The organism is Streptomyces sp. NPDC013455, from assembly GCF_040632975.1.
In the GTDB taxonomy this organism is placed as follows: domain Bacteria; phylum Actinomycetota; class Actinomycetes; order Streptomycetales; family Streptomycetaceae; genus Streptomyces.
The window spans coordinates 15,614-40,627 of record NZ_JBEYCX010000025.1 but is presented as its reverse complement, the minus strand read 5'-3'; the positions used below and the strand labels follow the sequence as shown (position 1 = coordinate 40,627).

Sequence of the window (25,014 nt, the reverse complement as noted above, 5' to 3'; positions counted from 1 at the left end):
GCGGGGTCCCGGGCGCCGAGCCGCACCCGTGAGGACCGCGGCGGCCCTACCGCAGCCCGACACCCTCGGCCAGCCGGGCCGCCGCGTGCCGGAAGAACGCCGCCCGGTCCTCGACCACGTTGGTGAACTGGCCGAAGAGCTCGAAGCTGACCAGACCGAACAGCTGGGCCCAGGCGGCGATGAGGGCCGCCACCACCTGCGGCGGGAGTTCCGGCGCGAGGTCGGCGGCCATGCGCTCGGCCTCGGGGCGCAGTTCGGCCGGCAGGGACGGCTCGGCGAGGCCGCGGTCCTGGTGGGCGTCGCGGAGGATGCCGATGAAGACGAGGCCGACACGGGCCGCGGCCGGGACGGTGGTCTCGGGCGCGGAGTAACCGGGAACGGGTGAGCCGTAGATCAGCGCGTACTCGTGCGGGTGGGCGAGCGCCCAGCCGCGCACCGCCTCGGCCACGGCCGCCCAGCGGTCCGTCGGCGGGGCGTCACCGGCGGCGTCCCGGGCCTTCTCCGCGGCCGCGCCCAGGGAGTCGTAGGCGTCGGTGATCAGGGCGGTGAGCAGGTCGTCGCGGCTGGGGAAGTACCGGTAGACGGCCGACGAGACCATGCCCAGCTCACGGGCGACGGCCCGCAGGGAGAGCTTGGCCGCGCCCTCCGCCGCCAGCTGTCTGCGCGCCGCCTCCTTGATCGCCGCGGTGACTTCCTGCCTGGCCCGTGCCCGGGCGCCCTGTGCGGTGCTCATGCCGGCAGTGTGCCACGAAAGGAGAGCGGCGCACACAAGAGAGAGCACCGAACAGAAAAGAGAGCACTGCTCTTGCTTCGGGGCACCCGTCTGCGCCAGACTGACGGCGGAACGAGAGCAGTGCTCTCCCGATCGACCGTGGAGGTCACCATGTCGTCGTCTGCGCCGTACTACCTCAAGGTCAGCCCGCTCGCCGTCCGCCTCAACGGCCTGATCGGCTGGCTCGCACGGCACGGCCTGAGCCTCGCCGGCAGCGCCGAGATGTCCGTGCCCGGGCGCAAGAGCGGCGCGATGCAGCGGATCCCGGTCAACCCGCACACCTGCGACGGCGGGCAGTACCTGGTCTCCGCGCGCGGACACTCGCAGTGGGTCCGGAACATGCGCGCCGCGGGCGGCGGTGAACTGCGCGTCGGCCGCAAGGTGCGCACCTTCACCGCGGTGGAGCTTCCCGACGCCGAGAAGCTCCCCGTCCTGCGGACCTATCTGGAGAGGTGGGGCTGGCAGGTCGACAAGTTCTTCGACGGGGTCACGTCCACCTCGTCCGACGAGGAGATCACCGCCTGCGCGCCCGACCACCCCGTCTTCCGCATCACCGTCACGGACTGACGGATTCCTCCGCCGCCACGGCCGGACCCCGGTCCAGCGCGGTCAGCGCGCGCTGGGCGATCGGGTGGGAGCGGACGAGCTCACCGAGCGAGGTGGACCCCTGCGTGATGTCCCGGAACGCCCGCCAGGCCGGGCGGAAACCGGTGAGGGCCGCGTGGAAGAGGCCGGGGCGCTTCTCGAACAGGGCCAGCAGCCGCTTGCCGACGGCCATTTCGACGCCGAGCCCGGCCTTGATCGCGAACGCGTAGTTCAGGGCCTGGCGCCGGGCGTCCACCGCGTCGTGCGCCTCGGCGATCCGGACCGCCCACTCCCCCGCCAGCCGGCCCGAGCGCAGCGCGAAGGAGATGCCCTCGCGGGTCCACGGCTCCAGCAGGCCCGCCGCGTCCCCGCAGACCAGCACCCGGCCCCGGGACAGCGGCGAGTCGTCGGCGCGACAGCGGGTCAGGTGTCCCGAGGAGAGGGCGGGCTCGAAGCCGGCGAGACCCAGGCGCGCGATGAAGTCCTCCAAGTACCGCTTGGTGGCGGCACCCTCACCGCGCGCGGAGATCACGCCGACGGTCAGCGTGTCGCCCTTGGGGAAGACCCAGCCGTAACTGCCCGGCATCGGGCCCCAGTCGATGAGGACCCGGCCCTTCCAGTCCTCCGCCACCGTCTGCGGCACCGGGATCTCCGCCTCCAGGCCGAGGTCGACCTGGTCGAGCTTCACACCGACGTGGGCCCCTATCCGGCTGGCGCTGCCGTCGGCGCCGACGACCGCGCGGGCCAGCACCGTCTCCCCGCCCTGGAGGACGACGGCGACCGTGCGCCGGTCCGGCACCGCCGAGCCGTGCTGCTCGACCCGCTGCACGGTGACGCCCGTGCGCAGCTCGGCGCCCGCCTTCTGGGCGTGCTCGACCAGCTGCTGGTCGAACTCCGGGCGGTTGATCAGGCCGAACAGCATCTGCTTGGAGCGGCGGGTGCGGTTGAAACGTCCGTTGTTGGAGAAGGTGACCGCGTGCACCCGGTCCTGGAAGGGCAGCTCGAAGCCGGGCGGCAGCGCGTCGCGCGAGGGTCCGATGATGCCGCCGCCGCAGGTCTTGTAACGAGGCAACTCGGCCTTCTCCAGCAACAGCACGCGCCGTCCCGCGACGGCCGCCGCGTAGGCGGCCGAGGCGCCCGCGGGTCCCGCGCCCACCACGACGACGTCCCACACCCGCCGCACGTCGTCCGCTGAAGAGTTCTCGCCGCTCACGATGGTCTACCGCTCCGATCAAGCCGTTACCAGTGTCCTGTCGCATCCTACGGCGGCCGCCTGGCGGGACCGCTGTGGGAGGATCGGTGTACTCACCCCGTACAACGTCGCACCCACGAGGAGCGTGCCCATGCCGTCGAATCCGGTCGCCGAGACCGTCGCCTCGCTGCTGCCCCGGGCGAAGGCCGAGCTGACCGAGCTGGTCGGCTTCGCGTCGGTGGCGGACTTCACGCAGTTCCCGAAGAGCGAGAGCGAGGCCGCCGCCAACTGGATCGCCGACGCGCTGCGCGCGGAGGGCTTCACGGACGTGGCCCTGCTGGACACCCCGGACGGCACGCAGTCGGTCTACGGCTACCTGCCGGGCCCGGAGGGCGCCAAAACGGTTCTGCTCTACGCGCACTACGACGTCCAGCCCCCGCTGGACGAGGCGGGCTGGCTCACCCCGCCCTTCGAGCTGACCGAGCGCGACGGCCGCTGGTACGGCCGCGGGACCGCCGACTGCAAGGGCGGCGTCATCATGCACCTGCTCGCGCTGCGCGCCCTCAAGGCCAACGGCGGCGTCCCGGTGCACGTGAAGGTGATCGTCGAGGGCTCGGAGGAGCAGGGCACGGGCGGCCTGGAGCGGTACGCCGAGCAGCACCCCGAACTGCTGGCGGCGGACACGATCGTCATCGGCGACGCGGGCAACTTCCGGGTCGGTCTGCCGACGGTCACCACCACCCTGCGCGGCATGACCCTGGTCCGGGTGCAGGTGGACACCCTGGCCGGCAACCTGCACTCGGGCCAGTTCGGCGGCGCCGCCCCGGACGCGCTGGCCGCGCTGATCCGGGCCCTGGACTCGCTGCGCGCCGAGGACGGCTCGACCACGGTCGACGGCCTGGACGCCGTCGGGAAGTGGGACGGCCTGGAGTACACGGAGGAGCAGTTCCGCGCGGACGCCAAGGTACTGGAGGGCGTCGGGCTGATCGGCGACGGTTCGGTCGCCGACCGCATCTGGGCCCGTCCGGCCGTCACCGTCCTCGGCATCGACTGCCCGCCCGTCGTCGGCGCCACCCCGTCGGTGCAGGCCGGTGCCCGCGCCCTGATCAGCCTGCGCGTGCCGCCGGGTGTGGACGCGGCGGAGGCCACCAAGCTGCTCCAGGCGCACATCGAGGCGCACACCCCGTGGGGCGCCCGGGTCACCACCGAGCAGATCGGCCAGGGCCAGCCGTTCCGCGCCGACACCTCCAGCCCCGCCTACCAGGCGATGGCCGACGCGATGGCGGTGGCCTACCCGGGCGAGACCATGCAGTACGCGGGTCAGGGCGGCTCCATCCCGCTGTGCAACACCCTCGCCGGCCTCTACCCGCGGGCGGAGATCCTGCTCATCGGGCTGAGCGAGCCGGAGGCGCAGATCCACGCGGTCAACGAGAGCGTGTCGCCCGAGGAGCTGGAGCGGCTGTCCGTCGCCGAGGCGCTCTTCCTGCGCAACTACGCGGCGGGCTGAACCGTTCTGCCGACGGCAGAGGGCCCTCGCTCCCGGGCGGGGGCCCTCCCTACGGTCGGCGCATGGAGCTCATCGAGTTGCTTCCGCGGCTGCACCTGCTGCGCTTCCCCGTCGGCCAGGCCTATCTCTGGCGCGACGGCGACGAGTTGACCCTGATCGACGCGGGCCCGGTCGGTGCCGGCCGGGCGATCGCCGAGGCGGTCGGCGAACTGGGGCGCGCGCCGCAGGACGTACGCCGTGTCGTCGTCACCCATTTCCACGAGGACCACGCGGGCGGCGCGGGCGAGTTCGCCGCGCTGAGCGGCGCCGAGGTGCTGGCGCACCACCTGGACGCCCCGGTCGTACGCGGGGAAGTGCCCGGCCCGCCGCCCAACTTCGCGGACTGGGAGCTTCCGCTGCACGCGGAGGCGGTCCGGAACCTGCCCGCGGGCCCGCCGGCGCCCCCGCGCTCGGTCACCGGCGTGACGGACGGGGACGTGCTGGACTTCGGCGGCGGCGCGCGCGTGGTCCACGTCCCGGGGCACACGGACGGCAGCATCGCGCTGTACCTGCCCGCCGAGGGGGTGCTGTTCACCGGGGACACGGTGGCGGCGGCGCCCGCCGACGGGACGCCGATGCCCGGGGTGTTCAACCTCGACCTTCCCCGACTCCTCGCCTCCGTGAACCGGTTGGCGGGCCTCGGCGCGGAGGTGGCCTGTTTCGGACACGGCGACCCGGTCATGACGGGCGCCACCACCGCCCTCCGCGCGCTCGCCACGGGGACCGGCCGGCAGACCGGGGCACCGTCGGACTCGGGGAGGTGAGCGGCCGGCCGACCGAACCACCGGTCCAGCTCGACAAGGGCACCGGTCAGCCGGACGGGACACCGCGCGCGCTCGCCGGCGGAACCGCTCAGCCGACCGGTACGCCGGCCTCCAGGTAGAGCGCGGTGCCCCGCTCCCGCGCGCGCAGCGCCCAGCGCAACCGCTCGTAGCGGACCGGCGGCAGCATGGCGGCGGCCTCCTCCTCCGTGGCGAACCGCCAGGCGCGCAGCTCCGGGCCCGGCAGCAGTACGCGGGACGCCTCGCCGGCCGCCAGCCGGCCGCCGTCGAACAGCAGCCGCAGCCCGCCGAAGCCGGGCGGGGCAGGCCGCTCCCAGTCCACGACCAGCAGCCGGGGCACCTCCCGCAGCCGTATCCCGGTCTCCTCGGCGACCTCCCGCATCCCGGCGCGGGCCGGGGCCTCGCCCCGCTCCACCACGCCGCCTGGGAACTCCCAGCCGGGCTTGTAGGTGGGGTCGACGAGCAGCACGCGGTCGTGCTCGTCGAAGAGCAGCACCCCGGCGGCGAGCGTCTCGGCGGTCGGCTCGGGGGTCTGCACGATGTCGCAGGCCGGCACGGCGCCGCTGCCGACGGCGTCGGCGATGCGCACGGCGGTCTCGTACGGGCTGAGGGCGCTGGTGTCGAGCGGGTGCGCGTCGGCGGTGAGCCAGGTGGCGAGGGCGGCGCGGTAGGGCTCGATGTGGTCGTACGCCCACTCCCGCGTGCGCATCTCGCCGTCGGACGGGTCGGACGGGATCTCGCGCGCGGCCATCCGCTCGCGCAGTATCGTTTCGGCCGGGGCGAGGAGCAGATGGTGCACGGGTATCCGGCGGGCGGCGAGTCCGCCGAATATCTCGTCGCGGTACTCCTGGCGGAGCAGGGTCATGGGCACCACGAGGATGCCGCCCAGTTCGGCGAGCATCGCGGCGGCGGTGTCGACCACGAGCCGGCGCCAGATCGGCAGGTCCTGGACGTCACCGGCTTCGGCGAGGCGCTTGGGCGGCAGCAGGTGCGCGAGCGCCCCGCCGATCACCTCGGGGTCGAAGAGCGCGCTGTTCGGGATCAGTTCGATCAGTTCACGTGCGGCGGTGGTCTTCCCCGCACCGAACGCGCCGTTGATCCAGACGACGGTCACGGACTCCCCCTCTTCTGTTGGCCCCCTGAGGCTTGCCCGCTCCACCCTGCCACGGAAACCCCCTCCCGTTGAGGGCGCCCGTCCGCGCGCACCCGGGAGTGCCGGTGCCCCCTGCGGCGGGGACACCGGCACACACGCCGTACGACGGCCGGGCTAGTCGTGCTCGAGCGGGTTCTCGTTCATGGCCAGGCTGTCCTCGCTGACGAGGTGACGGGCCGAGTCGAGGGTGTCCGAGACGTTGAGGTCGCCGAGGGGTCCGTCGTCCGCGGCGTGGGACGGGGTGACGGCGGCCACCACGAATCCGGCGGCGAGGGTGGCGATCGCGAGCATGCTGCGCTTCTTCATACACTGATCAACTGCGTGGACGGCCAGGGGTCACGCACGCGACCGGGGTTGCGTTCGGCACGCCGGGGGTCGCGCAGGACGTTGATCTCACGGTGCCGCAGCATGCGCTGCCTGATGGCGTCCGGGGACGCCTCGACGCCGTACGGCGTGCCGGAGGCGGGCGAACGCCGCGCGCGGCCGCCCCCTACCCGCTCACCGCGGCCGCGTCCCGCCCGCGGGCCAGCGCGGCCGCCGCGGCGCCGACCAGGCCGGCGTCCGTGCCCGTCTGGGCCGGTACGACGGTGAGCCGCCGCACGAAGGACAGGGTCGCGTAGTCCGTGAGCGCCTTGCGCAACGGCGTGAACAGGACCTCGCCCGCCTTGCCGACGCCACCGCCGACCACCGCGATGTCGATCTCGACCAGGGTCGCGGTGGCCGCGATGCCAGCGGCCAGCGCCTGCGCGGCCCGTTCGAAGGAGGCCAGGGCGACCGGGTCGCCCGCGCGGGCCGCGGCGGCCACGGCGGCCGCCGAGGTGTCGCCGTCGGGCCCGGGGCGCCAGCCCCGTTCCAGGGCGCGGCGGGCGATGTTGGGGCCGCTCGCGATGCGCTCCACACAGCCGCGCGAGCCGCACGGACAGGGGTCACCGTCCAGGTCGACGCTGATGTGGCCGATGTGCCCCGCGTTCCCGGTCGGTCCGGGGTGCAGTCGTCCGTTCAGCACCAGGCCGCCGCCGACGCCTGTGGAGACCACCATGCACAGCGCGTTGTCGTGGCCGCGCGCGGCGCCCTGCCAGTGCTCTGCCGCCGTGATCGCGACCCCGTCGCCGATCAGCTCCACCGGCAGCCCCCCGGTGGCCGCGCGCACCCGGTCGACCAGCGGGAAGTCACGCCAGCCCGGCACGTTCACCGGGCTGACGGTGCCCGCGGAGGCGTCCACCGGGCCGGCGCTGCCGATGCCCAGCGAGCCGGCACGTCCCCACAGCGGCGACCCGGCGAGTTCGCCGAGCACCTCCTCGACCGCCCGCATGACCGTTTCGCCGTCCTGCCGGGCAGGAGTGGCGCGCTGGGCCCGGGTCAGTATCCGTCCGTCGCCGTCCACCAGGGCGCCGGCGATCTTCGTACCGCCGATGTCCAGGGCCGCCACCAGGTCGGTGTGCATCAGAGTCAGATCTCCCCGTCGGAGCTTGAGAACCAGGAAACGTCAGGCCGGTCAAGCGGTGGGGGCGCAGGCCGGAGACAGCGGTGGACAGTCTCTCTCGCATCTGACAACGTTGTCCAGGCTCTATGCTCGACGCCACATCCTCATACAAGCCCATGGTCCGCCCGCACGGCCATGGTGTGACGGACGAGAGACAGGACAGCCCATCGTGCCAGAGACCACCCGCCGCGCAGACCTCCTCACCGGGACCCGGTACGGCAACCGCCCCACGATGAAGGACGTGGCGGCGCGCGCCGGGGTGGGGCTGAAGACGGTCTCGCGGGTGGTCAACGGCGAGCCCGGGGTCACCCCGGACACCGAGCGCCGGGTGCAGGAGGCGATCGAGGCGCTCGGCTTCCGCCGCAACGACAGCGCCCGGGTGCTGCGCAAGGGCCGTACGGCGAGCATCGGGCTGGTCCTGGAGGACCTCGCGGACCCGTTCTACGGCCCGCTCAGCCGGGCCGTGGAGGAGGTGGCGCGCGCCCACGGCGCGCTGCTGATCAACGGCTCCAGCGCGGAGGACCCCGAGCGCGAGCAGGAGCTGGCGCTGGCGCTGTGCGCGCGCCGGGTGGACGGTCTGGTGGTCATCCCGGCCGGGGACGACCACCGTTATCTGGAACCGGAGATCAGGGCCGGCGTGGCGACCGTGTTCGTGGACCGGCCGGCCGGCCGGATCGACGCCGACGTGGTCCTCTCCGACAACTACGGTGGCGCCCGTGACGGCGTGGCCCACCTGATCGCGCACGGCCACCGGCGGATCGGGTTCATCGGCGACATGCCCCGCATCCACACCGCCGCCGAGCGGCTGCGCGGCTACCGGGCGGCCATGGAGGACGCCGGCATACCGGTCGAGGAGCGCTGGATGTCCCTCGGGGCGACGAACCCGGAGCGGGTGCGCAGGGCGGCGGAGGAGATGCTGTCCGGTCCCGATCCGGTCACCGCCGTCTTCACCGGCAACAACCGGGTGACGGTCACCGTGATCCGGGTGCTCGCCGAGCAGCCGCGGCGGGTCGCGCTGGTCGGCTTCGACGACATCGAGCTGGCGGATCTGCTCCAGCCGGGCGTCACGGTCGTCGCGCAGGATGCGGCCGCCCTCGGCCGTACGGCGGCCGAGCGTCTCTTCCGCCAGCTGGACGGCACCCTCCTGGCGCCCGAGCGGATCGAGCTGCCGACCCGGCTGATCACCCGGGGCTCGGGCGAGCTGCCGCCCGCGGACTGAGCATGGCGACCCTGGCGGAGCTGGGCCTCGCCGCGGCTCCGCGTGACCATCCGCTGACCTATCCCGGCGCGTGGCCCGCCGACTCCGGGCTGCTGCACGGCGACCGGATGCTCCCGCTGGACCGGCTGGTGCACGCCGACCGGGCGCCGGTCCTCGCCGTCGGCTCCAACGCCTGTCCCGGCCAGCTCCGCCACAAGCTGGACGAGTTCGGGATCGACTCGCCCCTGCCGATGGTGCGGGCCCGGGTGTCCGGTCTCGGCGTGGGTGTCTCGGCGCACGTCAGCCGTCTGGGCTACGTGTCCGCGTCACCCGTGAGGTCCCCCCGCGCGTTACGCCACCTGTTCGTCCTCTGGCTGGACCGCGCGCAGCTGGAGGTGATCGACGCCAGCGAGGGCGTGCCCCTGCCCAACGGCAACTTCCAGCGGGTCTGGCTGCCCGCTCCGGACGTGCGGGTGGCGTTCGCCGACGGCACGGTGCTCGCGGGCGTGTACGCGTACGTCAACCGGCACGGGGTGCTGCACGACGGCGCGGGAGCGCCACGCGGCCATCCCGGGCAGCGCGCGCTCCTCACCCAGCTGCTGGTGCGGTCGGCCCCGTTGCGGGAGCTGTTCGGGTCGACGCCGGAGGAGTTCTCGGCCCGGGCACGCGGCGACGCGGAGCTGTGCGCCCGGGGCACGCTGCTGTTCGCCCGGCAGAAGTGGGTGACGGAGTCGGGGCTGGAGCAGTACGCCGACGACGGCGGGCCACCGGGACCCGGCCGCGGGTGAGGCCGCGCTCCGGGATCCGCCGCCCCGTTCCCGTACCGCTTCCGGTGCCTGGTGGAGGCCGTGCGGTGCGGAGGGACAGGGCGGCGACGGTTGTGCGGCCCGCCGCACCACGGCCAGGCGCCGGGGGGCCGGAGATCCAGGCGGGGGCTCGGGCCTCGGCCGTGGCGTGGGTCCGCGCGCTACTGCACGGAGGCCCTCAGGTCCGCGCGCTACTGCACGGAGGCCGTCAGGTCGCCGCGCCGGGGGGCCGCGAAGTTCTCCAGGTCGGCGCGGGTCAGTCCGCTGAGCCGGGCGACCTCGGCGGTGTCCAGGGCGCCGCAGTCCAGGCCGCGCAGCAGGTAGCCGCTGAGGGCCTTGGCGGTGGCGGGCTCGTCCATGACGTCCCCGCCGGCCCGGTTGGCGTACCGGGCGAGGCGGGCCGCCGCCTGCTCGAAGCCCTCGCGGTAGAAGGCGAAGACGGCCGCGTAGCGGGTGGGGATGTGGCCGGGGTGCATGTCCCAGCCCTGGTAGTAGGCGCGGGCGAGGGCGCGGCGGGTGAGGCCGTAGTGGAGGCGCCAGGCGTCGTGGACCTTGGCGGCCGGGCCGACCGGCAGGACGTTGGTGGAGCCGTCCGAGACGCGGACGCCGGTGCCCGCCGCGGCGACCTGCATGATCGCCTTCGCGTGGTCGGCGGCCGGGTGGTCGCTGGCCTGGTAGGCGGCGGAGACACCGAGGCAGGCGCTGTAGTCGAAAGTGCCGTAGTGCAGGCCGGTGGCGCGGCCCTCGGCGGCCTGGATCATGCGGGCCACGGTGGCGGTGCCGTCGGTGGCGAGGATGGCCTGGCTGGTCTCGATCTGGATCTCGAAGCCGAGCCGCCCGGCGTCCAGGCCGTGCGCCTTCTCGAATGCCTCCAGCAGCCGGACGAAGGCGGCGACCTGCTCGGGGTACGTCACCTTCGGCAGCGTGAGGACCAGGCCCTCGGGCAGGCCGCCGGCCTCCATCAGGGCGGTGAGGAAGACGTCGAGGGTGCGGATGCCCCGGTCGCGTACCGGCGCCTCCATGCACTTCATGCGGATGCCCATGTACGGCGCCGCCGTGCCGTTCTCGTACGCCTCGGCGATCAGGCGGGCCGCACGGGCCGCCGTCGCGTCCTCCTCGGCGTCGGGGCGGGGGCCGTAGCCGTCCTCGAAGTCGACGCGCAGGTCCTCGATCGGCTCGCGCTCCAGCTTGGCCCGGACCCGGGAGTAGACCGGCTCGGCGAGTTCGTCGGCGAGGCCGAGGACGCCCGCGAAGGAGGCGGCGTCGGGGGCGTGTTCGTCGAGCAGGGCGAGGGCCTGGTCGCCCCAGGTACGCAGGGTGTCGGCGGCGAAGGCGTCACCGGGGACGTAGACGGTGTGGACGGGCTGCCGGGTGCCGGGGTCCCCGGGGTAGCGGCGCTCCAGCTCCGCGTCGACCGGTGCGAGGGAGGCGCTGATCTCCTCGCTGACGGCGCCCGCGAGGCTCGTCGCCGCCTTCTCCTGCTGACCCATCCCACACCCTCCAAGCTTTCCGCTTTACGGAATCAACAATCCGTATGGCGAAGTTATCCGGCAACCTTCCCGCTGGTCAACACCACCGGTCTCCCCTGCCCTTCGCCGCGTCCTTCGCCGGGCCGGCACATCCACCATCCGTCCGGCGGCTGTGCGGTGTCGAGGCGCGCCCAGGGGGACCGGAGCGGCGCCGGGCGCGCGGGCGGCCGGCCGGCACGAGGGGGGGTGGGGGCCGGGAAAGAGCCGAGGCCCCCGTGACCGGATGCGGTCACGGGGGCCTCGGCCGGCGGAGGCGGGAGCTCAGCCCTTGCGGGTCTTGATCTCCTCGGTCAGCTGCGGGACGACGTCGAAGAGGTCGCCGACCACGCCGAAGTCGACCAGCTCGAAGATCGGGGCCTCGGCGTCCTTGTTGACGGCCACGATCGTCTTCGAGGTCTGCATACCGGCGCGGTGCTGGATCGCGCCGGAGATGCCGTTGGCGATGTACAGCTGCGGCGAGACCGACTTGCCGGTCTGGCCGACCTGGTTGGTGTGCGGGTACCAGCCGGCGTCGACGGCGGCACGCGAGGCACCGACGGCCGCGCCGAGCTGGTCGGCGAGGGCCTCGATGATCGTGAAGTTGTCCGCGCCGTTCACACCGCGACCGCCGGAGACCACGATCGCGGCCTCGGTCAGCTCCGGGCGGCCCGTCGACTCACGCGGCGTACGGCCGGTGATCTTCGTGCCGGTCGCCTTGTCGGAGAAGGTCACCGACAGGGCCTCGACCGCACCGGCGGCCGGGGCGGCCTCGACGGCGGCGCTGTTCGGCTTGACCGTGATGACCGGGGTGCCCTTGATGACGCGGGACTTGGTGGTGAAGGACGCGGCGAACACCGACTGGGTGGCCACCGGGCCCTCGTCGCCGGCCTCCAGGTCGACGGCGTCGGTGATGATGCCGGAGCCGATGCGCAGCGCCAGGCGGGCGGCGATCTCCTTGCCCTCGGCGGAGGACGGCACCAGCACGGCGGCCGGGGAGACGGCCTCGTAGGCGGCCTGGAGGGCGTCCACCTTCGGCACGACCAGGTACTCGGCGTACTCGGACGCGTCGTGGGTGAGGACCTTCACCGCGCCGTGCTCGGCGAGCGTGGCGGCGGTGTCGGCGGCACCGGCGCCGAGGGCGACGGCGACGGGCTCGCCGATGCGGCGGGCCAGGGTCAGCAGCTCCAGGGTGGGCTTGCGGACGGCGCCGTCCACGTGGTCGACGTAGACGAGGACTTCAGCCATGGGATTGCACTCCTGCGTAACGAAGTTGAGGGGCGGTCAGCGGGGGCGAGCCCTTAGATGAACTTCTGGCTCGCGAGGAACTCAGCGAGCTGCTTGCCGCCCTCGCCCTCGTCCTTGACGATGGTGCCGGCCGAACGGGCCGGACGCTCGGCCACGGCCTCGACCTTGGTGAACGCGCCGTCGAGACCGACCTCCTCGGCGTCGATGTCCAGGTCGGACAGGTCCCAGGACTCCACCGGCTTCTTCTTGGCCGCCATGATGCCCTTGAAGGACGGGTAGCGGGCCTCGCCGGACTGGTCGGTCACGGAGACGACCGCCGGCAGCGAGGCCTCCAGCTGCTCCGAGGCGGCGTCGCCGTCGCGGCGGCCCTTGACCACGCCGTCCTCGACGGAGACCTCGGACAGCAGGGTGACCTGCGGGACGCCGAGACGCTCGGCGACCAGCGCCGGGACGACGCCCATCGTGCCGTCGGTGGACGCCATGCCCGAGACGACCAGGTCGTAACCGGCCTTCTCGATGGCCTTGGCCAGGACCAGGGAGGTACCGATGGCGTCGGTGCCGTGCAGGTCCTCGTCGTCGATGTGGATTGCCTTGTCGGCACCCATCGACAGGGCCTTGCGGAGCGCGTCCTTGGCGTCCTCGGGGCCGACCGTGAGGACGGTCACCTCGACGTCGTCGTCCGAGTTCTCCGAGATCTGCAGCGCCTGCTCGACCGCGTACTCGTCCAGTTCGGAGAGCAGACCGTCCACGTCGTCGCGATCGACGGTCAGGTCATCGGCGAAGTGCCGGTCGCCAGTGGCGTCGGGCACGTACTTCACAGTGACAACGATCCTCAAGCTCACGCCGGCTCTCCTACTGCATCGTTATTTCCTGGCTGCCTCTTGGAGGCAGCATAGGCGCCTCAAGCGGCCGATCCCGGTCGGGGCGGTCGCGCGATCCGACCGAAATATTACTCGTCAGTACACCCCGTTCATGCCCGCTAAGCAAGCGCTTTGAACTGTGACGTTCGCAACGCAGCGTAACCGGAACTGGACGGCCGTGCAGGACGCGGACGGCGTGATCAATCCCGCAGGCCGTTGAAGCCGCCCTGGTGGTAGAGGAGCGGGCGGCCGGCACCCGAGGGATCGCCGAGGACCGCCTCGGCGACGACGATCCGGTGATCGCCCGCCGGTACCCGCGCGACGATCCGGCACACGAGCCAGGCGAGCACGCCGTCCAGCACCGGCACGCCTTCCGGGCCGTCCCGCCAGCCGGTCGGCGCGCCGAAGCGGTCGGCGCCGCTGCGGGCGAAGGTGGCGGCCAGCTCGCTCTGGTGCTCGCCGAGGATGTGCACGCCGACGTGGTCGGCCCCGGCTATCGCGGGCCAGCTGGAGGCGCCGGTGCCGATGCCGAAGGAGACGAGCGGCGGCTCGGCGGAGACGGAGGTGAGGGAGGTGGCGGTGAAGCCGGCCGGGCCGGCGGGCCCGCGTGCCGTGATCACCGCGACACCGGCCGCGTGCCGGCGGAAGGTCGAGCGCAGCAGTTCGGGGGAGGCGAGCTGAGGGGTGCCGAGGTCGGGCGTGGCCGTCATGGAATTGTCCTTCTCTGGGAGTGGGGCGGGTCCGTCGCTGCTCAGCAGCCGGGACAGCGCGCGCTCGCGGTACGGGCCAGGTCGACGTGGACCCGCCCGTAGAGAAGGAGTTCGGTCGGCATACGGTCAGGCTGACGATGGCCGGTACCCACCGTCAAGTGCGTTCCGGGATGCGGAAGCCGTCCCGGCGCGCCCGGCAGCCCGGTCACAGCGCCCTCCCCAGCGCGGCGATGACGTCGGCCTTGCGGGGCTGCCCGGCGGCGCGCCGCACCACCCGGCCGCCGGCGTCCAGGACCAGGACGGTCGGCGTCTTCAGGACGCCCAGCTCGCGTACGAGGTCCAGGCGGGCCTCGGCGTCGATCTCGACGTGGGTCACGCCCGGGACCATAGCGGCGACCTCACCGAGGACGCGCCGGGTGGCCCGGCAGGGGGCGCAGAAGGCGCTGGAGAACTGCACGAGCGTGGCCCGCTCCCCCAGTTCGCCGCCGAGGTCGGCGGTCCCTAGCCGCCTGCCGTCGTCGTGCCCGCGCACCCGCGTCCTCCTGTTCCGCCGCCCGTGCGGTACTCCGTGGGCGCCCGCCGCCGCGAGCGCGTCCGGGCCCGTCGCCCCGTTCGTCGGCACAAGCGTTCAGGAGACCGCGAAGATTCCCGCCCCGGAGTCTTTCATGCGAAATGCTGGGTTCATGAGCCACGTCCGGGAGCGGGAGTTCCCGCCCCGAGGAAGCGACGGTCCGCACGGAGTGAAAGGGACGCGGGATCGACGGCGCTCTAGGCCGACGTGACGAGGATCTCGCCGCCGCGGGGCACCAGGACTGGCTACCCATCCGTTCTTGGGGCACCATCTGCGAGACGCCGTTACCTACGGCTGCGTAACTTTTCCGCCGGGATCCCCCTTTCCCGAGCAGAGCAGAAAGGGTCCACCCCGCCCATGGCAGAGCTGGTCTACCGCCCCGTCGTCGGTTTCGCGAAGACGCTGTTCAAGGTCTGGGATCTGAAGATCGACTGCCAGGGGTCGGAGAACATCCCGCGCTCGGGCGGCGCCGTGCTGGTGAGCAATCACATCAGCTACCTGGACTTCATCTTCAACGGTTTCGCGGCCCTGCCGCAGAAGCGCCTGGTGCGCTTCATGGCGAAGGAGTCGGTCTTCCGGCACAAGGTCTCCGGCCCGCTGATGCGCGGCATGAAGCACATCCCGGTGGACCGCAAGCAGGGTGAGGCCGCCTACGCGCACGCGCTGGACTCGCTGCGCTCCGGCGAGATCATCGGCGTGTTCCCGGAGGCCACGATCTCGCAGTCGTTCACGCTGAAGAGCTTCAAGTCCGGCGCGGCCCGGCTGGCGCAGGAGGCGGGCGTCCCGCTCGTCCCGATGGCGGTGTGGGGCACCCAGCGGCTGTGGACCAAGGGCCACCCGCGCAACTTCAAGCGCAGCCACCTGCCCGTCACCATCCGCGTCGGCGAGCCCGTGGAGGCGCCCCGCGACCAGTACGCCGGTGCCATCACCCGCCGCCTGCGCGAACGCGTCCAGGAACTGCTGGACGCCGCCCAGCGCGCCTACCCGGCCCGCCCCAAGGGCCCGGAGGACTCCTGGTGGCTGCCCGCGCACCTGGGCGGTACGGCACCGACCCTGGAGCAACTGCGCACGGCGGAGGCACACTAGGCGCCGGGAGCGGGATGATCGGGTAGACACCCCCTGGTCCGGCCCCCTGGTCCGGCCGGCCCTTCGCCTGCGGCCCCGGCTCAGAGCGCGTCGGGGAGCGTCTTCCAGAGGTACGGACGGTCGGGGGCGGCACGCAGGGCGGCCAGGACGGCCGGGTGCGGTCCGGCGTACAGGACCGGGTAGTCGGTCTCGCCGGACGCCGGGTCCGGGACCCAGGCCAGCCGTTCCCCGTCGAGTGAGAATTGGGCGTCGACGCCGGGCTTGTTGCCGCGGGGGTCCTGCCGGTGCCAGGCCCCGTGGAAGCGGACGGCGACCAGACCGTGGACCACGTGTCCGCCCTCGTCGCCGGCCAGACGCTGGTAGCACAGCGCGGTCGGGATGTCCTCCGCCCGCAGCAGGGCGGCCAGCGCGTGGGACTTGGCGTGGCAGATGCCGGTGCGCGACGACAGCACGTCGGACGCGCGCCAGGTGACGCGCAGATCACCGGAGTCCTGGGAGTGCGGGATCGCGTCGCGTACGTACTCGAAGGCAGCCCGCGCATACTCATACGAGTCCGCTGCGCCTGCCGCCAAGCGGGCGGCGGTCTCCAGGACCACCGGGTGATGGTGGTCGATCACCTCGTCGGCGGCGAGGTAAGCGGACAGGTCGGCGGTCTTCTGGATCAGCTCCATGCCCGCAGAGCATAGGAAAGCGATCACCTGAGCGTCAATGACTTTTCAGGTGACCGCATACCTATGCACACTGCCGGACGTCAGCGGGCCATCTCCTCCTTGAGCGCCGCAACGAACGTGTCGACGTCGTCCTCGGTGGTGTCGAAGGAGCACATCCAGCGCACGACCCCGGCGGGCTCGTCCCAGAAGTAGAAGCGGAACCGCTTCTGCAGCCGCTCGCTCACGTCGTGCGGGAGCCTGGCGAAGACGCCGTTGGCCTGCACCGGGTAGAGGATCTCCACCCCGTGCACCGCGCGGACGCCCTCGGCGAGCCGCTGGGCCATCTCGTTGGAGTGGCGGGCGTTGCGCAGCCACAGGTCCTTGGCGAGCAGGGCCTCCAGCTGCACGGAGACGAAGCGCATCTTCGACGCCAGCTGCATCGACGTCTTCCGCAGGTGCTTCATCCGCCGCACCGCGTCCTGGTTGATGACGACGACCGCCTCGCCGTACACCGCGCCGTTCTTCGTACCGCCGAGGGAGAGGATGTCCACGCCGACCGCGTTGGTGAACGTCCGCATGGGCACGTCCAGGGAGGCGGCGGCGTTGGCTATCCGGGAGCCGTCCAGGTGCACCTTCATGCCGTGCGCGTGGGCGTGCTCGCAGATCGCGCGGATCTCCTCGGGCGTGTACAGGGTGCCCAGCTCGGTGCTCTGGGTGATCGACACGACCTGCGGCATGGCCCGGTGCTCGTCCTCCCAGCCGTAGGCCTGGCGGTCGATCAGCTCGGGGGTGAGCTTGCCGTCGGGCGTGGGCACGGTGAGCAGCTTCAGCCCGCCCATGCGCTCGGGCGCGCCGCCCTCGTCCACGTTGATGTGCGCGCTCTCGGCGCAGATCACCGCGCCCCAGCGGTCGGTGACCGCCTGGAGCGCGACCACGTTCGCGCCGGTGCCGTTGAAGACCGGGAAGGCCTCCGCGGTGGCCCCGAAGTGGCTCCGGATGATCCGCTGGAGGTTCTCGGTGTAGTCGTCCTCGCCGTACGCCACCTGATGGCCGCCGTTGGCGAGGGCCAGGGCGGCCAGCACCTCCGGGTGGGCTCCGGCGTAGTTGTCACTGGCGAAACCGCGGACCTGCGGGTCGTGATGGCGACGCGCGTCGGTCTTCGGAGGGTTCACGGCTTCTCGGTCAGCCACAGACGGTTTCCGTTCACTTCCGCGGCGGGCTTCTCCCAGACGCCCTCGATGGCCTCGGCCAGGTCCTTGACGTCCGTGAAGCCCGCGAACTTCGCGTTGGGGCGTTCCGCGCGCATCGCGTCGTGCACCAGCGCCTTCACCACCAGGATGGCAGCCGCCGAGCGCGGACCCTCCTCGCCCCCCGCCTTGCGGAAGCCGTCGGCCATCGCCAGCGTCCACGCCTCCGCGGCCGCCTTGGCCGCGGAGTACGCCGCGTTGCCCGCCGTCGGCTTCGACGCGCCGGCGGCACTGATCAGCAGGTACCGGCCGCGGTCGCTGCGCTGGAGGCCGTCGTAGAAGGCGAGGGAGGTGTGCTGGACGGTGCGGACCAGCAGCTTCTCCAGCAGATCCCAGTCGCCGAGGTCGGTCTCGGCGAAGGTCGCGCTGCCGCGCCAGCCGCCGACCAGGTGCACCAGGCCGTCGATGCGGCCGTGGTCCTTCTCGATGCGCGCGGCCCAGGCCCGGGTGTCCTCCAGGTCGAGCAGGTCCACCGTCTCGCCGGTGACCGTGGCGCCGCCCCGGGCGTAGCGGGCCGCGTCCACGGCCTCCGCCAGGCGCTCGGGGTTGTTGTCCGCGCCGACGACGACCGCGCCGGCCTCCGCGAGCCGGACCAGCGCCGCGTGTCCGGCGGGTCCGCCCGCTCCGGCCACCGCGATCACCGCACCGCTGAGAGCCCCGTTCCCCACCATGTTCTTCCCCTCTTGAGCAGCTTGAGCAGTGTTCCGAAGGCGGTCGCTCACGCGGCGATCCGCTCGACGCCGTCCGCCGTGATGCCCTTGGTGGAGGCGATCACATTCTTCAGCTTCTTGGACAGCGCCTCATAGAACATGCTCAGCGGAAATTCGTCCGGAAGCACGTCGTCCACGAGCTTGCGCGGGGGCTGGCTCAGGTCCAGCGCCTCCGGACCCTTGGCCCACTTGGATCCGGGGTGCGGCGCGAGGTAGGTGGAGACCAGTTCGTAGCCGGCGAACCAGTGCACCAGCTTCGGGCGGTCGATGCCGTCCTTGTAGAGCTTCTCGATCTCGGCGCACAGCTGGTTGGTGACCTGCGGGGCGCGCTCCCAGTCGATGGAGAGCTTGTTGTCGGTCCAGCGGACGACGTCGTGCTTGTGCAGGTAGGCGAAGAGCAGCTGGCCGCCGAGGCCGTCGTAGTTGCGGTTGCGGTCGCCGGTGACCGGGAAGCGGAACATCCGGTCGAAGAGCACCGCGTACTGCACGTCACGGGCCTGCGGGACACCGTCCGCCTGGAGCTTCACGGCCTCCTTGAAGGCGGTCAGGTCACAGCGCAGCTCCTCCAGGCCGTACATCCAGAACGGCTGGCGCTGCTTGATCATGAACGGGTCGAACGGCAGGTCGCCATGGCTGTGGGTGCGGTCGTGGACCATGTCCCAGAGCACGAACGCCTCTTCGCAGCGCTTCTGGTCGTGGATCATCGCCGCGATGTCCTCGGGGAGTTCGAGGCCCAGGACGTCCACGGCGGCGTCGGTGACCCGACGGAACCGGGCGGCCTCGCGGTCGCAGAAGATGCCACCCCAGGAGAAACGTTCCGGCGCTTCGCGGACGGCGATGGTCTCCGGGAAGAGGACCGCGGAGTTGGTGTCGTAGCCGGAGGTGAAGTCCTCGAAGGTGATGCCGCAGAAGAGCGGGTTGTCGTAACGGGTGCGCTCCAGCTCGGCCAGCCAGTCCGGCCAGACCATGCGCAGCACGACCGCCTCGAGGTTGCGGTCCAGGTTGCCGTTCTGCGTGTACATCGGGAAGACGACCAGGTGCTGGAGGCCGTCCACGCGGTTCGCGGCGGGCTGGAAGGCCAGCAGGGAGTCCAGGAAGTCCGGGACCTGGAAGCCGTCCTCGGCCCAGCGGCGGAGGTCCTTCACCAGCGCCCGGTGGTAGTCGGCGTCATGCGGGAGGAGCGGGGAGAGCCGCTCGACCGCGTCCGCGACACGCTCCACGGCGGCGATTGCGTCGGTCCGCCCGGGGGCCCCCTCGGCATCGAAGTCGATCGACCCGTCCTTCGACTGCCATGGCCGGATCTGCTCCACGGCATCCTTGAGCACGGGCCAGGCCGGGTGTTCAACCACCCTGGTCAGCGAAGAAACCTGCCCCTCCGCACCGGCCTGCACAAGAATTTCCGTCATGTCCCATCCTCCACTGGAGAACCTCGCGTCAGCACACCGTATGCATACCCCGTTTCAGTCAGCAAGAGCCTGCTCCGGAAATTATTCCGTCTGCACCCTTGGTCACCGGCGTTTTTCCTGCCGCTCACCGTGACGACGCTCACTTTCCGCCGAACGACCGACGGTCCCGGCGGCTCGGCGAACCGGTCGGTCAAGGGGCGCGGAGACTCGCCCACGAGAGGGTGACGGCCGGGGCGGATACCGGCCAGCTGGCGCCCGCCCCGCGGCCCGTTTGCCCGGCGCAGCCGCGGGTCCAACGGGCGGCCCGGCCACTAGGCTGCGCCCTGCCGCGTGGACGACGACGTCCGGACTACCGGGGGCGCCGGTCCGCGCGCCGCCGAGCCGCCGTCGACGGAAGCGAGTTGAACCTTGAACTTCCTTACCATCGGTCACCGCGGGGTCATGGGCGTGGAGCCCGAGAACACCCTGCGTTCCTTCGTCGCCGCGCAGCGGGCCGGCCTCGACCTGATCGAACTCGATCTGCACCTGAGCAAGGACGGCGCCCTGGTCGTCATGCACGACGCCGAGGTGGACCGTACGACCGACGGCTCCGGACCGATCGCCGACAAGACCCTCGCGGAGCTGCGCGCCCTGGACGCGGGCCGCGGGGAGCGGGTGCCGGTGTTCGAGGAGGTCCTGGAGGCGGTGCCCACGCCCCTGCAGGCCGAGATCAAGGACGTGGCGGCGGCACGCGCGCTGGCCGAGGTGATGCGGGCGCGGGACCTGACCGCGCGCGTGGAGGTGTCCTCGTTCCACGACGAGGCGGTCGCGGAGATCGCACGGCTGGTGCCGGGCGTGCGCACCGCGCTGATCGCGAGCCGGTACGGCACCGACGTGGTGGACCGGGCCGTCGCCGTGGGTGCGGCGACGGTGTGCCTCAACATCCGCCGGCTCACCCTGGAGATCGTCGAGCACGCGCGCGCGTCCGGGCTGCGGATCATCGGCTGGGTGGTCAACACGCAGGACCACCTCCGGCTGGTCCGTGCCCTGGAGCTGGACGGGGCGACGACCGACTACCCGGAGATCAAGCGCACGGGGCGCTTCACCGCGTAGCGTGCGCCGGAACGCTCAGGCGAGCTTCTTCACCAGCAGCTCGAACCGCAGGTCGTCGCGGAGCGGGATGCCGAAGCGCTCGTCGCCGTACGGGAACGGCGTCATCCGTCCCGTACGGCTGTACCCGCGGCGCTCGTACCAGGCGATCAGGTCGTCGCGGACCGAGATCACCGTCATGTGCATCTCGGTGACGCCCCAGGTCGCCCGGGCCTGCCGCTCCGCCTCTTCGATGACGGTCTTGCCCAGGCCCGCGCCCTGGAGGGTGGGGCTCACCGCGAACATGCCGAAGTAGGCGTGGTCGCCGCGGTGTTCGAGCTGGCAGCAGGCGACGATCCGGTCGCCCCGCTCCACGATCAGCAGCCGGCTGTCGGGCGACTTGACGACCTCCAGCACGCCCTCCGCATCGGTGCGCCGGCCCTCCAGGATGTCCGCCTCGGTGGTCCACCCGGCCCGGCTGCTCTCCCCGCGGTACGCCGACTCGATCAGCGCGACCAGGGCGTCGACGTCACCGTCGGTGGCATCGCGGAAGGTGAGTGCGGGGGCGGGGGTGTCCATGCGGCGTTCTCCGATCTCGGCGTGGCTGAGCCAGGGATGAGGGTAGCGTCCGCACTAGCCTCCGGTGCATGGTGCATGTACTCAGCAGCCGGACACTTCTCCAGCCCTCCGACCCCGAGCGGTCCCGCGCCTTCTACGGCGAGCAGCTGGGCCTCTCGGTGTACCGGGAGTTCGGTACCGGCCCCGAGCGCGGGACGGTGTACTTCCTGGGCGGCGGTTTCCTCGAGGTCTCCGGGCGCTCCGACACCCCGCCGTCGCCCGCGGTGCGGCTGTGGCTCCAGGTCGAGGACGCCGGGGCCGCGCACGAGGAGCTGCGGGCCAAGGGCGTCGAGATCGTCCGCCCCCCGCAGCGGGAGCCCTGGGGCCTGATCGAGATGTGGATCACCGACCCGGACGGCACCCGGATCGTCCTGGTGGAGGTCCCACCGGACCACCCCATCCGCCACCGGCCGGGCATCTGAGGGGAGACTCCGGCCCGGGGCAGCGGTCGGCTGTCCGGTCCGCACCCGGGCGTGGGGCAGGGGTCGGGGCCCCGGCGCGGGGCAGCGGTCGTAGCCGGGGCCCGACGGGAGCTGTCCTGGGGCGGCGAGGGGTCGTCCGCGCCCGGCGCCGGGTTACGCGCGCAGGGCGCCCATCCGGCCTTCCAGGCGGCCGAGCAGCTCGGCCAGCAGGGCCGCCAGTTCCCCCTGGCCGTCGTCGGACAGGACGGACAGGACGGCCGTCTCGTAGGCGAGCTGTTCGGGCAGGATGCCGTCGACCAGGTCGCGGCCGGCGTCGGTGAGGCGGAGGTGGGCGACGCGGCGGTCGCGGGTGTCGCCGCGCCGTTCGACCAGGCCGCGTTCGGTGAGCTGCTTGAGCCGCTTGGTGACGGCGGCACCCGAGGAGAAGGTCTCCCGGGCCAGCTCGCCCGGGGTCAGCTCATGGCCGGTGCGGCGCAGCGCGCCGAGCAGGTCGAACTCGGGGCGGCTCAGGCCGGCCCGGCGCAGCGGCGCGTCCTCGGCCTGCTGGAGCAGGGCGGCGCACCGGTTGATCCGGCCGATGATCTCCATGGGCCCGGTGTCCAGCTGGGGGTGGACGGCGTGCCACTGGCGGACGACGGCGGAGACCGTGTCGCTCCGCACCGTGTCGGTGCCGCCCGTGGCACCGGTCGCGTCGCTTCCGGACGTCGGTCCGCCGTTCGTCGCCGTCATGGCCGTATGTCCTCCGTCGTCCTGCCCGGGTCGCGGTCCCGGTCGCGGTTCCGGTGCCGGTCCCGTTCCGGGGCCTGATCCGGGTTCCGGTCCGGGTCGTGGTCCGGGTCGTGGTCCCGGTCTCGGTCCTGGTCCTGGTTGTGCGGTACGAGCCCCTGACGCCGTACCGTCGCCGCGAGCGTACGGTGTCCGGACTGCTCGGTGAGCACGACCCGCTCCTCGGGCAGGGCGCGTTGCCACCACTCGCCGGCGGCCGCGTCGGCCGTGGCGCGCAGGTCGACCAGGGCGGCGGCGAGTGCGCGGCGGGCGGACTCCAGGGCGTGGGGCGCCGGGCGCGGCTCGGCGAGCAGGCGGGCGGCGCTCTCACGGGCGCGCTCGGCCGCGGTCAGGGCGTGGTCCAGGCGGTCGCCGGCGCGCCGGTTGGTGACGGCGACGGCGGCGACGAAGCCGGCCAGGGCGCCGACGAGGGTGTCCGCGACCCGGTCGGTGATCAGCTCGGCCGGGTCCTGGGTGCGGGCGAACTCGGTGACGAGCAGGGCCATCGGGGTGACGCAGACACTGCCCAGCCAGTAGTTGCGGCCGATGAGCGCCTCGGCACCGAAGTTGAGGGCGAGCGAGCACAGCACCAGAGCGGCGGGGTGCAGATGCGCCAGCGGGGCGAGGGCGGCGAAGGCGAGGACGCCGACGAGGTTGCCGACGACACGCTGGACACCGCGGCTCCAGGTGAGGGTGACGTTGGCCTGGTAGAGGGAGGCCGCGGTGACCAGCGCCCAGTACGGGCGGCCGACGCCGAGCGCGAGGGCGGCGTATCCGGCGAGGGCGCAGCCCAGCGCGGTGCGGGCGGCGATCGGCGCGAAGGGGGCGAGGCGGAGCCGGGCCGGCCGGCGCGGCAGGGCGCGCTCGGCGGCGACGCCGAGGAGTTCGTCGGCGGCCTCGCGCGGCGGCTCGACGCGCGGGATCCGGCCGGTGCCGCGCAGTTCGCGGGCCCAGCGGCGGAGCCGGGCGGGGTCGGTGTCGGCGGGCGCGGCCAGGGCGACCTCGGCCCGGACGAGGAGCTGTTCGAGGGCGCGCCGGGTGCGGTCGGGGCGGGCTCCGGGGGCGAGCAGCGACTGCCAGGCGGCATGGATCGCCGCGGCGGTCGCCGCACGGGTCCGGGCGTGGCCGTCGCCGGTGCCGCGTGTGCCGGCGTACGCGGCGGCGGCGTCCAGGGCCTGGGCGGTGGCGCGGCGCTCGGGGCCGTGCGGGCGCAGCAGCCCCGGCGCCATCCCGACCAGCCAGGCCCAGGCGCCGGCGGCCAGGGCCAGGCCGAGGTGCCCGGGGACCTGGCCGGGGGTCTGCGGCACGAAGAGGGAGGCGGAGCTGATGAAGGTGAGGACGACGTTGCCCGGCGGTCCGATCCGGGTGGCGTCGCAGACGGCCTTCTGCGCGGCCGCGAGGACGGCGCCGACGGTGACGAGGACGACGGCGTTCGTGGTCAGGGCCGCGGCGAGCAGGGCGACGGCCAGGCCGCCGACCATGCCGAGCACCACCCAGGCCAGAGTGCGGGCCCGGGCGGCGTAGGGACGGTTGTGGCCGTAGAGCGCGCAGAGCGAGCCGGCCATCGTGTACATGGCGAGGTCGAGGCGGCCGAGCGCGAGCAGGGTGAGGTTGGCCGGGGCGACCGCGGCGACCACGCTCAGCGCGGGCTTGAACCAGATGTCGGAGGGGCGGCCCAGGCGGAGCACTCCGGCGAGCGGAAGACGGTGGGGGGTGGCACTGCTCATACCACTAATTTAGCATGTGTTTTACTCGTAAAATACTGATCGGCGGCGGCGCGCTCGCCATCCGTGCTCCCCCGCATGCTCCCCGTGTACCTCCTTGCGCTCGCGTGCGCTCCGTCCGCCCGGGGCATCGCAACCCTCGACCGACCGTCGAACGGGGAGGTGCGCGTGCACGGACCGGTCTCGACAGCCTGGCTGATGGTCGCGCTGTGCGCGGCGACCGGGGCCTACTGCCTGCTGCGGATGCGCAGCAGTGTCGAGGAACAGCGCCGGGCCGCGGGCGGCGAGGCGCTGATGGGTTTCGGCATGGCCGCGATGGCCGTACCGGCGGCGGTGTTCACGCCGCCCCGATGGGCGTGGCCGGTGTACGCGGCCGTGTTCGGGGCGGCGGCCCTGCGGGCGGTGTGGACCGGGCGCGGCGGTGCGCATCACCTCCACCACCTGGTGGGAAGCGCCGCGATGGTCTACATGGCGGTGGCGATGGCGGTGGCCCCGCCGGCCGCCCACCACGCACACGGCGGCACCGGCGTTCCCCTGCTGACCGGCACGCTGCTGCTCTACTTCACGGGCTACGTCCTGCTCACCGGCGCCCGCCTGGTGCCCGCCGGCTCCCCGGCGGCCGCGGCCGCTCCGGCCCGCTGGGGCGACCGCCCGGAGCTGGCACGGGCGTGCCGGCTGTCGATGGGGATCGGCATGGTGGCGATGCTGCTCGCGCTGTGACCGCCGGGCGGCCCTGCTGCCCACCGACACCGCCCGCCCCGGAGCGACCGCCGGCCGGCCGGGCCGCCGACGATCTACCGACCGGGCCGCCGACGCTCTGCCGGCCGGGCCGCCGACGCTCTGCCGGCCGGGCCGGCAACGCCCACGTTGTGTGCGTCACTTCGGCGCCGTGGACCGTACCCGTGAC

General features: G+C 73.0%; 26 protein-coding genes. 9 read left to right on the top strand and 17 right to left on the bottom strand.

Going from position 1 to position 25,014, the window contains the following annotated elements:
- Positions 1-46 precede the first annotated feature (46 nt).
- Complete coding sequence (locus ABZ576_RS30395; protein WP_360747870.1) at positions 47-733, bottom strand: TetR/AcrR family transcriptional regulator; 687 nt, start codon at positions 731-733, stop codon at positions 47-49.
- Positions 734-883: 150 nt separating this feature from the next.
- Here ABZ576_RS30395 and ABZ576_RS30390 point away from each other — a divergent pair, with 150 nt between their 5' ends.
- Positions 884-1,339 (top strand): nitroreductase family deazaflavin-dependent oxidoreductase, encoded by a 456-nt coding sequence (locus tag ABZ576_RS30390; RefSeq protein WP_360747867.1) that lies wholly within the window; start codon positions 884-886, stop codon positions 1,337-1,339.
- On the opposite strand, the gene ABZ576_RS30385 is transcribed toward ABZ576_RS30390, so the two are convergent.
- On the bottom strand, positions 1,329-2,570 hold the full coding sequence (locus ABZ576_RS30385; protein WP_360747864.1) for a geranylgeranyl reductase family protein: 1,242 nt from the start codon (positions 2,568-2,570) through the stop codon (positions 1,329-1,331). The two genes, ABZ576_RS30390 and ABZ576_RS30385, sit on opposite strands and share 11 nt — an antisense overlap.
- 130 nt (positions 2,571-2,700) lie before the next feature.
- Here ABZ576_RS30385 and ABZ576_RS30380 point away from each other — a divergent pair, with 130 nt between their 5' ends.
- Complete coding sequence (locus ABZ576_RS30380; RefSeq protein ID WP_360747862.1) at positions 2,701-4,056, top strand: dipeptidase; 1,356 nt, start codon at positions 2,701-2,703, stop codon at positions 4,054-4,056.
- 62 nt (positions 4,057-4,118) lie between these two features.
- Positions 4,119-4,859 (top strand): MBL fold metallo-hydrolase, encoded by a 741-nt coding sequence (locus ABZ576_RS30375; protein WP_360747859.1) that lies wholly within the window; start codon positions 4,119-4,121, stop codon positions 4,857-4,859.
- An 88-nt stretch (positions 4,860-4,947) separates the two neighbouring features.
- Here ABZ576_RS30375 and ABZ576_RS30370 read toward each other — a convergent pair whose 3' ends face one another.
- From ABZ576_RS30370 to ABZ576_RS30360, 3 genes are all read right to left on the bottom strand, one after another.
- Complete coding sequence (locus ABZ576_RS30370) at positions 4,948-5,991, bottom strand: NUDIX domain-containing protein (protein WP_360747856.1); 1,044 nt, start codon at positions 5,989-5,991, stop codon at positions 4,948-4,950.
- A gap of 153 nt (positions 5,992-6,144) precedes the next feature.
- Positions 6,145-6,336 carry a hypothetical protein gene (locus tag ABZ576_RS30365; RefSeq protein WP_360747853.1) on the bottom strand — a complete coding sequence of 64 codons (192 nt, stop codon included), beginning with the start codon at positions 6,334-6,336 and terminating at the stop codon, positions 6,145-6,147.
- 184 nt (positions 6,337-6,520) lie between these two features.
- Positions 6,521-7,474 (bottom strand): ROK family protein, encoded by a 954-nt coding sequence (locus ABZ576_RS30360; RefSeq protein ID WP_360747850.1) that lies wholly within the window; start codon positions 7,472-7,474, stop codon positions 6,521-6,523.
- A 208-nt stretch (positions 7,475-7,682) separates the two neighbouring features.
- On the opposite strand from ABZ576_RS30360, the gene ABZ576_RS30355 reads away from it, so the two are divergent.
- A complete protein-coding gene (locus ABZ576_RS30355; RefSeq protein ID WP_360747847.1) occupies positions 7,683-8,732 on the top strand; it encodes a LacI family DNA-binding transcriptional regulator in 1,050 nt (349 codons plus the stop codon).
- A 2-nt stretch (positions 8,733-8,734) separates the two neighbouring features.
- Entirely contained in the window at positions 8,735-9,499 is a 765-nt protein-coding gene (locus ABZ576_RS30350) for a hypothetical protein (RefSeq protein WP_360747844.1), read from the top strand.
- A 209-nt stretch (positions 9,500-9,708) separates the two neighbouring features.
- Here the strand turns inward: ABZ576_RS30350 and ABZ576_RS30345 are convergent, their stop codons facing one another.
- The 5 genes from ABZ576_RS30345 to ABZ576_RS30325 all read right to left on the bottom strand — a co-directional run bounded on the left by ABZ576_RS30345 (position 9,709) and on the right by ABZ576_RS30325 (position 14,462).
- Entirely contained in the window at positions 9,709-11,007 is a 1,299-nt protein-coding gene (locus tag ABZ576_RS30345) for an aldolase/citrate lyase family protein (RefSeq protein ID WP_360747841.1), read from the bottom strand.
- Positions 11,008-11,307: 300 nt separating this feature from the next.
- Positions 11,308-12,270, bottom strand: coding sequence for an electron transfer flavoprotein subunit alpha/FixB family protein (locus ABZ576_RS30340; RefSeq protein WP_360747838.1), 963 nt, complete (start codon positions 12,268-12,270; stop codon positions 11,308-11,310).
- A gap of 53 nt (positions 12,271-12,323) precedes the next feature.
- The gene (locus ABZ576_RS30335) at positions 12,324-13,112 is read right to left on the bottom strand and encodes an electron transfer flavoprotein subunit beta/FixA family protein (RefSeq protein WP_360747834.1); all 789 of its coding nucleotides are present in this window, start codon (positions 13,110-13,112) and stop codon (positions 12,324-12,326) included.
- 218 nt (positions 13,113-13,330) lie between these two features.
- Complete coding sequence (locus ABZ576_RS30330; protein WP_360747831.1) at positions 13,331-13,840, bottom strand: flavin reductase family protein; 510 nt, start codon at positions 13,838-13,840, stop codon at positions 13,331-13,333.
- 205 nt (positions 13,841-14,045) lie between these two features.
- Positions 14,046-14,462, bottom strand: a complete 417-nt coding sequence (locus ABZ576_RS30325) for a thioredoxin family protein (RefSeq protein WP_360747828.1) — start codon at positions 14,460-14,462, stop codon at positions 14,046-14,048.
- A 306-nt stretch (positions 14,463-14,768) separates the two neighbouring features.
- On the opposite strand from ABZ576_RS30325, the gene ABZ576_RS30320 reads away from it, so the two are divergent.
- Positions 14,769-15,497, top strand: coding sequence for a lysophospholipid acyltransferase family protein (locus tag ABZ576_RS30320; RefSeq protein WP_360747825.1), 729 nt, complete (start codon positions 14,769-14,771; stop codon positions 15,495-15,497).
- An 80-nt stretch (positions 15,498-15,577) separates the two neighbouring features.
- Here the strand turns inward: ABZ576_RS30320 and ABZ576_RS30315 are convergent, their stop codons facing one another.
- The 4 genes from ABZ576_RS30315 to ABZ576_RS30300 form a co-directional block, all read right to left on the bottom strand.
- The gene (locus ABZ576_RS30315) at positions 15,578-16,168 is read right to left on the bottom strand and encodes a transglutaminase family protein (RefSeq protein WP_360747822.1); all 591 of its coding nucleotides are present in this window, start codon (positions 16,166-16,168) and stop codon (positions 15,578-15,580) included.
- 80 nt (positions 16,169-16,248) lie between these two features.
- Complete coding sequence (locus tag ABZ576_RS30310) at positions 16,249-17,319, bottom strand: low specificity L-threonine aldolase (RefSeq protein ID WP_360747819.1); 1,071 nt, start codon at positions 17,317-17,319, stop codon at positions 16,249-16,251.
- Positions 17,316-18,062 (bottom strand): SDR family oxidoreductase, encoded by a 747-nt coding sequence (locus ABZ576_RS30305; protein ID WP_360748019.1) that lies wholly within the window; start codon positions 18,060-18,062, stop codon positions 17,316-17,318. Before ABZ576_RS30305 ends, ABZ576_RS30310 begins: the two co-directional genes overlap by 4 nt.
- A 50-nt stretch (positions 18,063-18,112) precedes the next feature.
- The gene (locus ABZ576_RS30300; protein ID WP_360747816.1) at positions 18,113-19,510 is read right to left on the bottom strand and encodes a DUF6421 family protein; all 1,398 of its coding nucleotides are present in this window, start codon (positions 19,508-19,510) and stop codon (positions 18,113-18,115) included.
- A gap of 408 nt (positions 19,511-19,918) precedes the next feature.
- Here ABZ576_RS30300 and ABZ576_RS30295 point away from each other — a divergent pair, with 408 nt between their 5' ends.
- Complete coding sequence (locus tag ABZ576_RS30295) at positions 19,919-20,602, top strand: glycerophosphodiester phosphodiesterase family protein (RefSeq protein ID WP_360747813.1); 684 nt, start codon at positions 19,919-19,921, stop codon at positions 20,600-20,602.
- A gap of 15 nt (positions 20,603-20,617) precedes the next feature.
- Here the strand turns inward: ABZ576_RS30295 and ABZ576_RS30290 are convergent, their stop codons facing one another.
- The gene (locus ABZ576_RS30290) at positions 20,618-21,157 is read right to left on the bottom strand and encodes a GNAT family N-acetyltransferase (protein ID WP_360747810.1); all 540 of its coding nucleotides are present in this window, start codon (positions 21,155-21,157) and stop codon (positions 20,618-20,620) included.
- Positions 21,158-21,225: 68 nt separating this feature from the next.
- Between ABZ576_RS30290 and ABZ576_RS30285 the strand changes: the two genes are divergently transcribed.
- A complete protein-coding gene (locus ABZ576_RS30285) occupies positions 21,226-21,618 on the top strand; it encodes a VOC family protein (RefSeq protein WP_360747807.1) in 393 nt (130 codons plus the stop codon).
- 153 nt (positions 21,619-21,771) lie between these two features.
- Here the strand turns inward: ABZ576_RS30285 and ABZ576_RS30280 are convergent, their stop codons facing one another.
- Both ABZ576_RS30280 and ABZ576_RS30275 read right to left on the bottom strand, forming a co-directional pair.
- Positions 21,772-22,347, bottom strand: a complete 576-nt coding sequence (locus ABZ576_RS30280; protein ID WP_360747804.1) for a MarR family transcriptional regulator — start codon at positions 22,345-22,347, stop codon at positions 21,772-21,774.
- Entirely contained in the window at positions 22,344-24,110 is a 1,767-nt protein-coding gene (locus ABZ576_RS30275; protein ID WP_360747801.1) for an FUSC family protein, read from the bottom strand. The genes ABZ576_RS30280 and ABZ576_RS30275 overlap by 4 nt, the downstream gene beginning before the upstream one ends.
- A 165-nt stretch (positions 24,111-24,275) precedes the next feature.
- Between ABZ576_RS30275 and ABZ576_RS30270 the strand changes: the two genes are divergently transcribed.
- A complete protein-coding gene (locus ABZ576_RS30270; RefSeq protein WP_360747798.1) occupies positions 24,276-24,827 on the top strand; it encodes a DUF5134 domain-containing protein in 552 nt (183 codons plus the stop codon).
- Positions 24,828-25,014 lie beyond the last annotated feature (187 nt).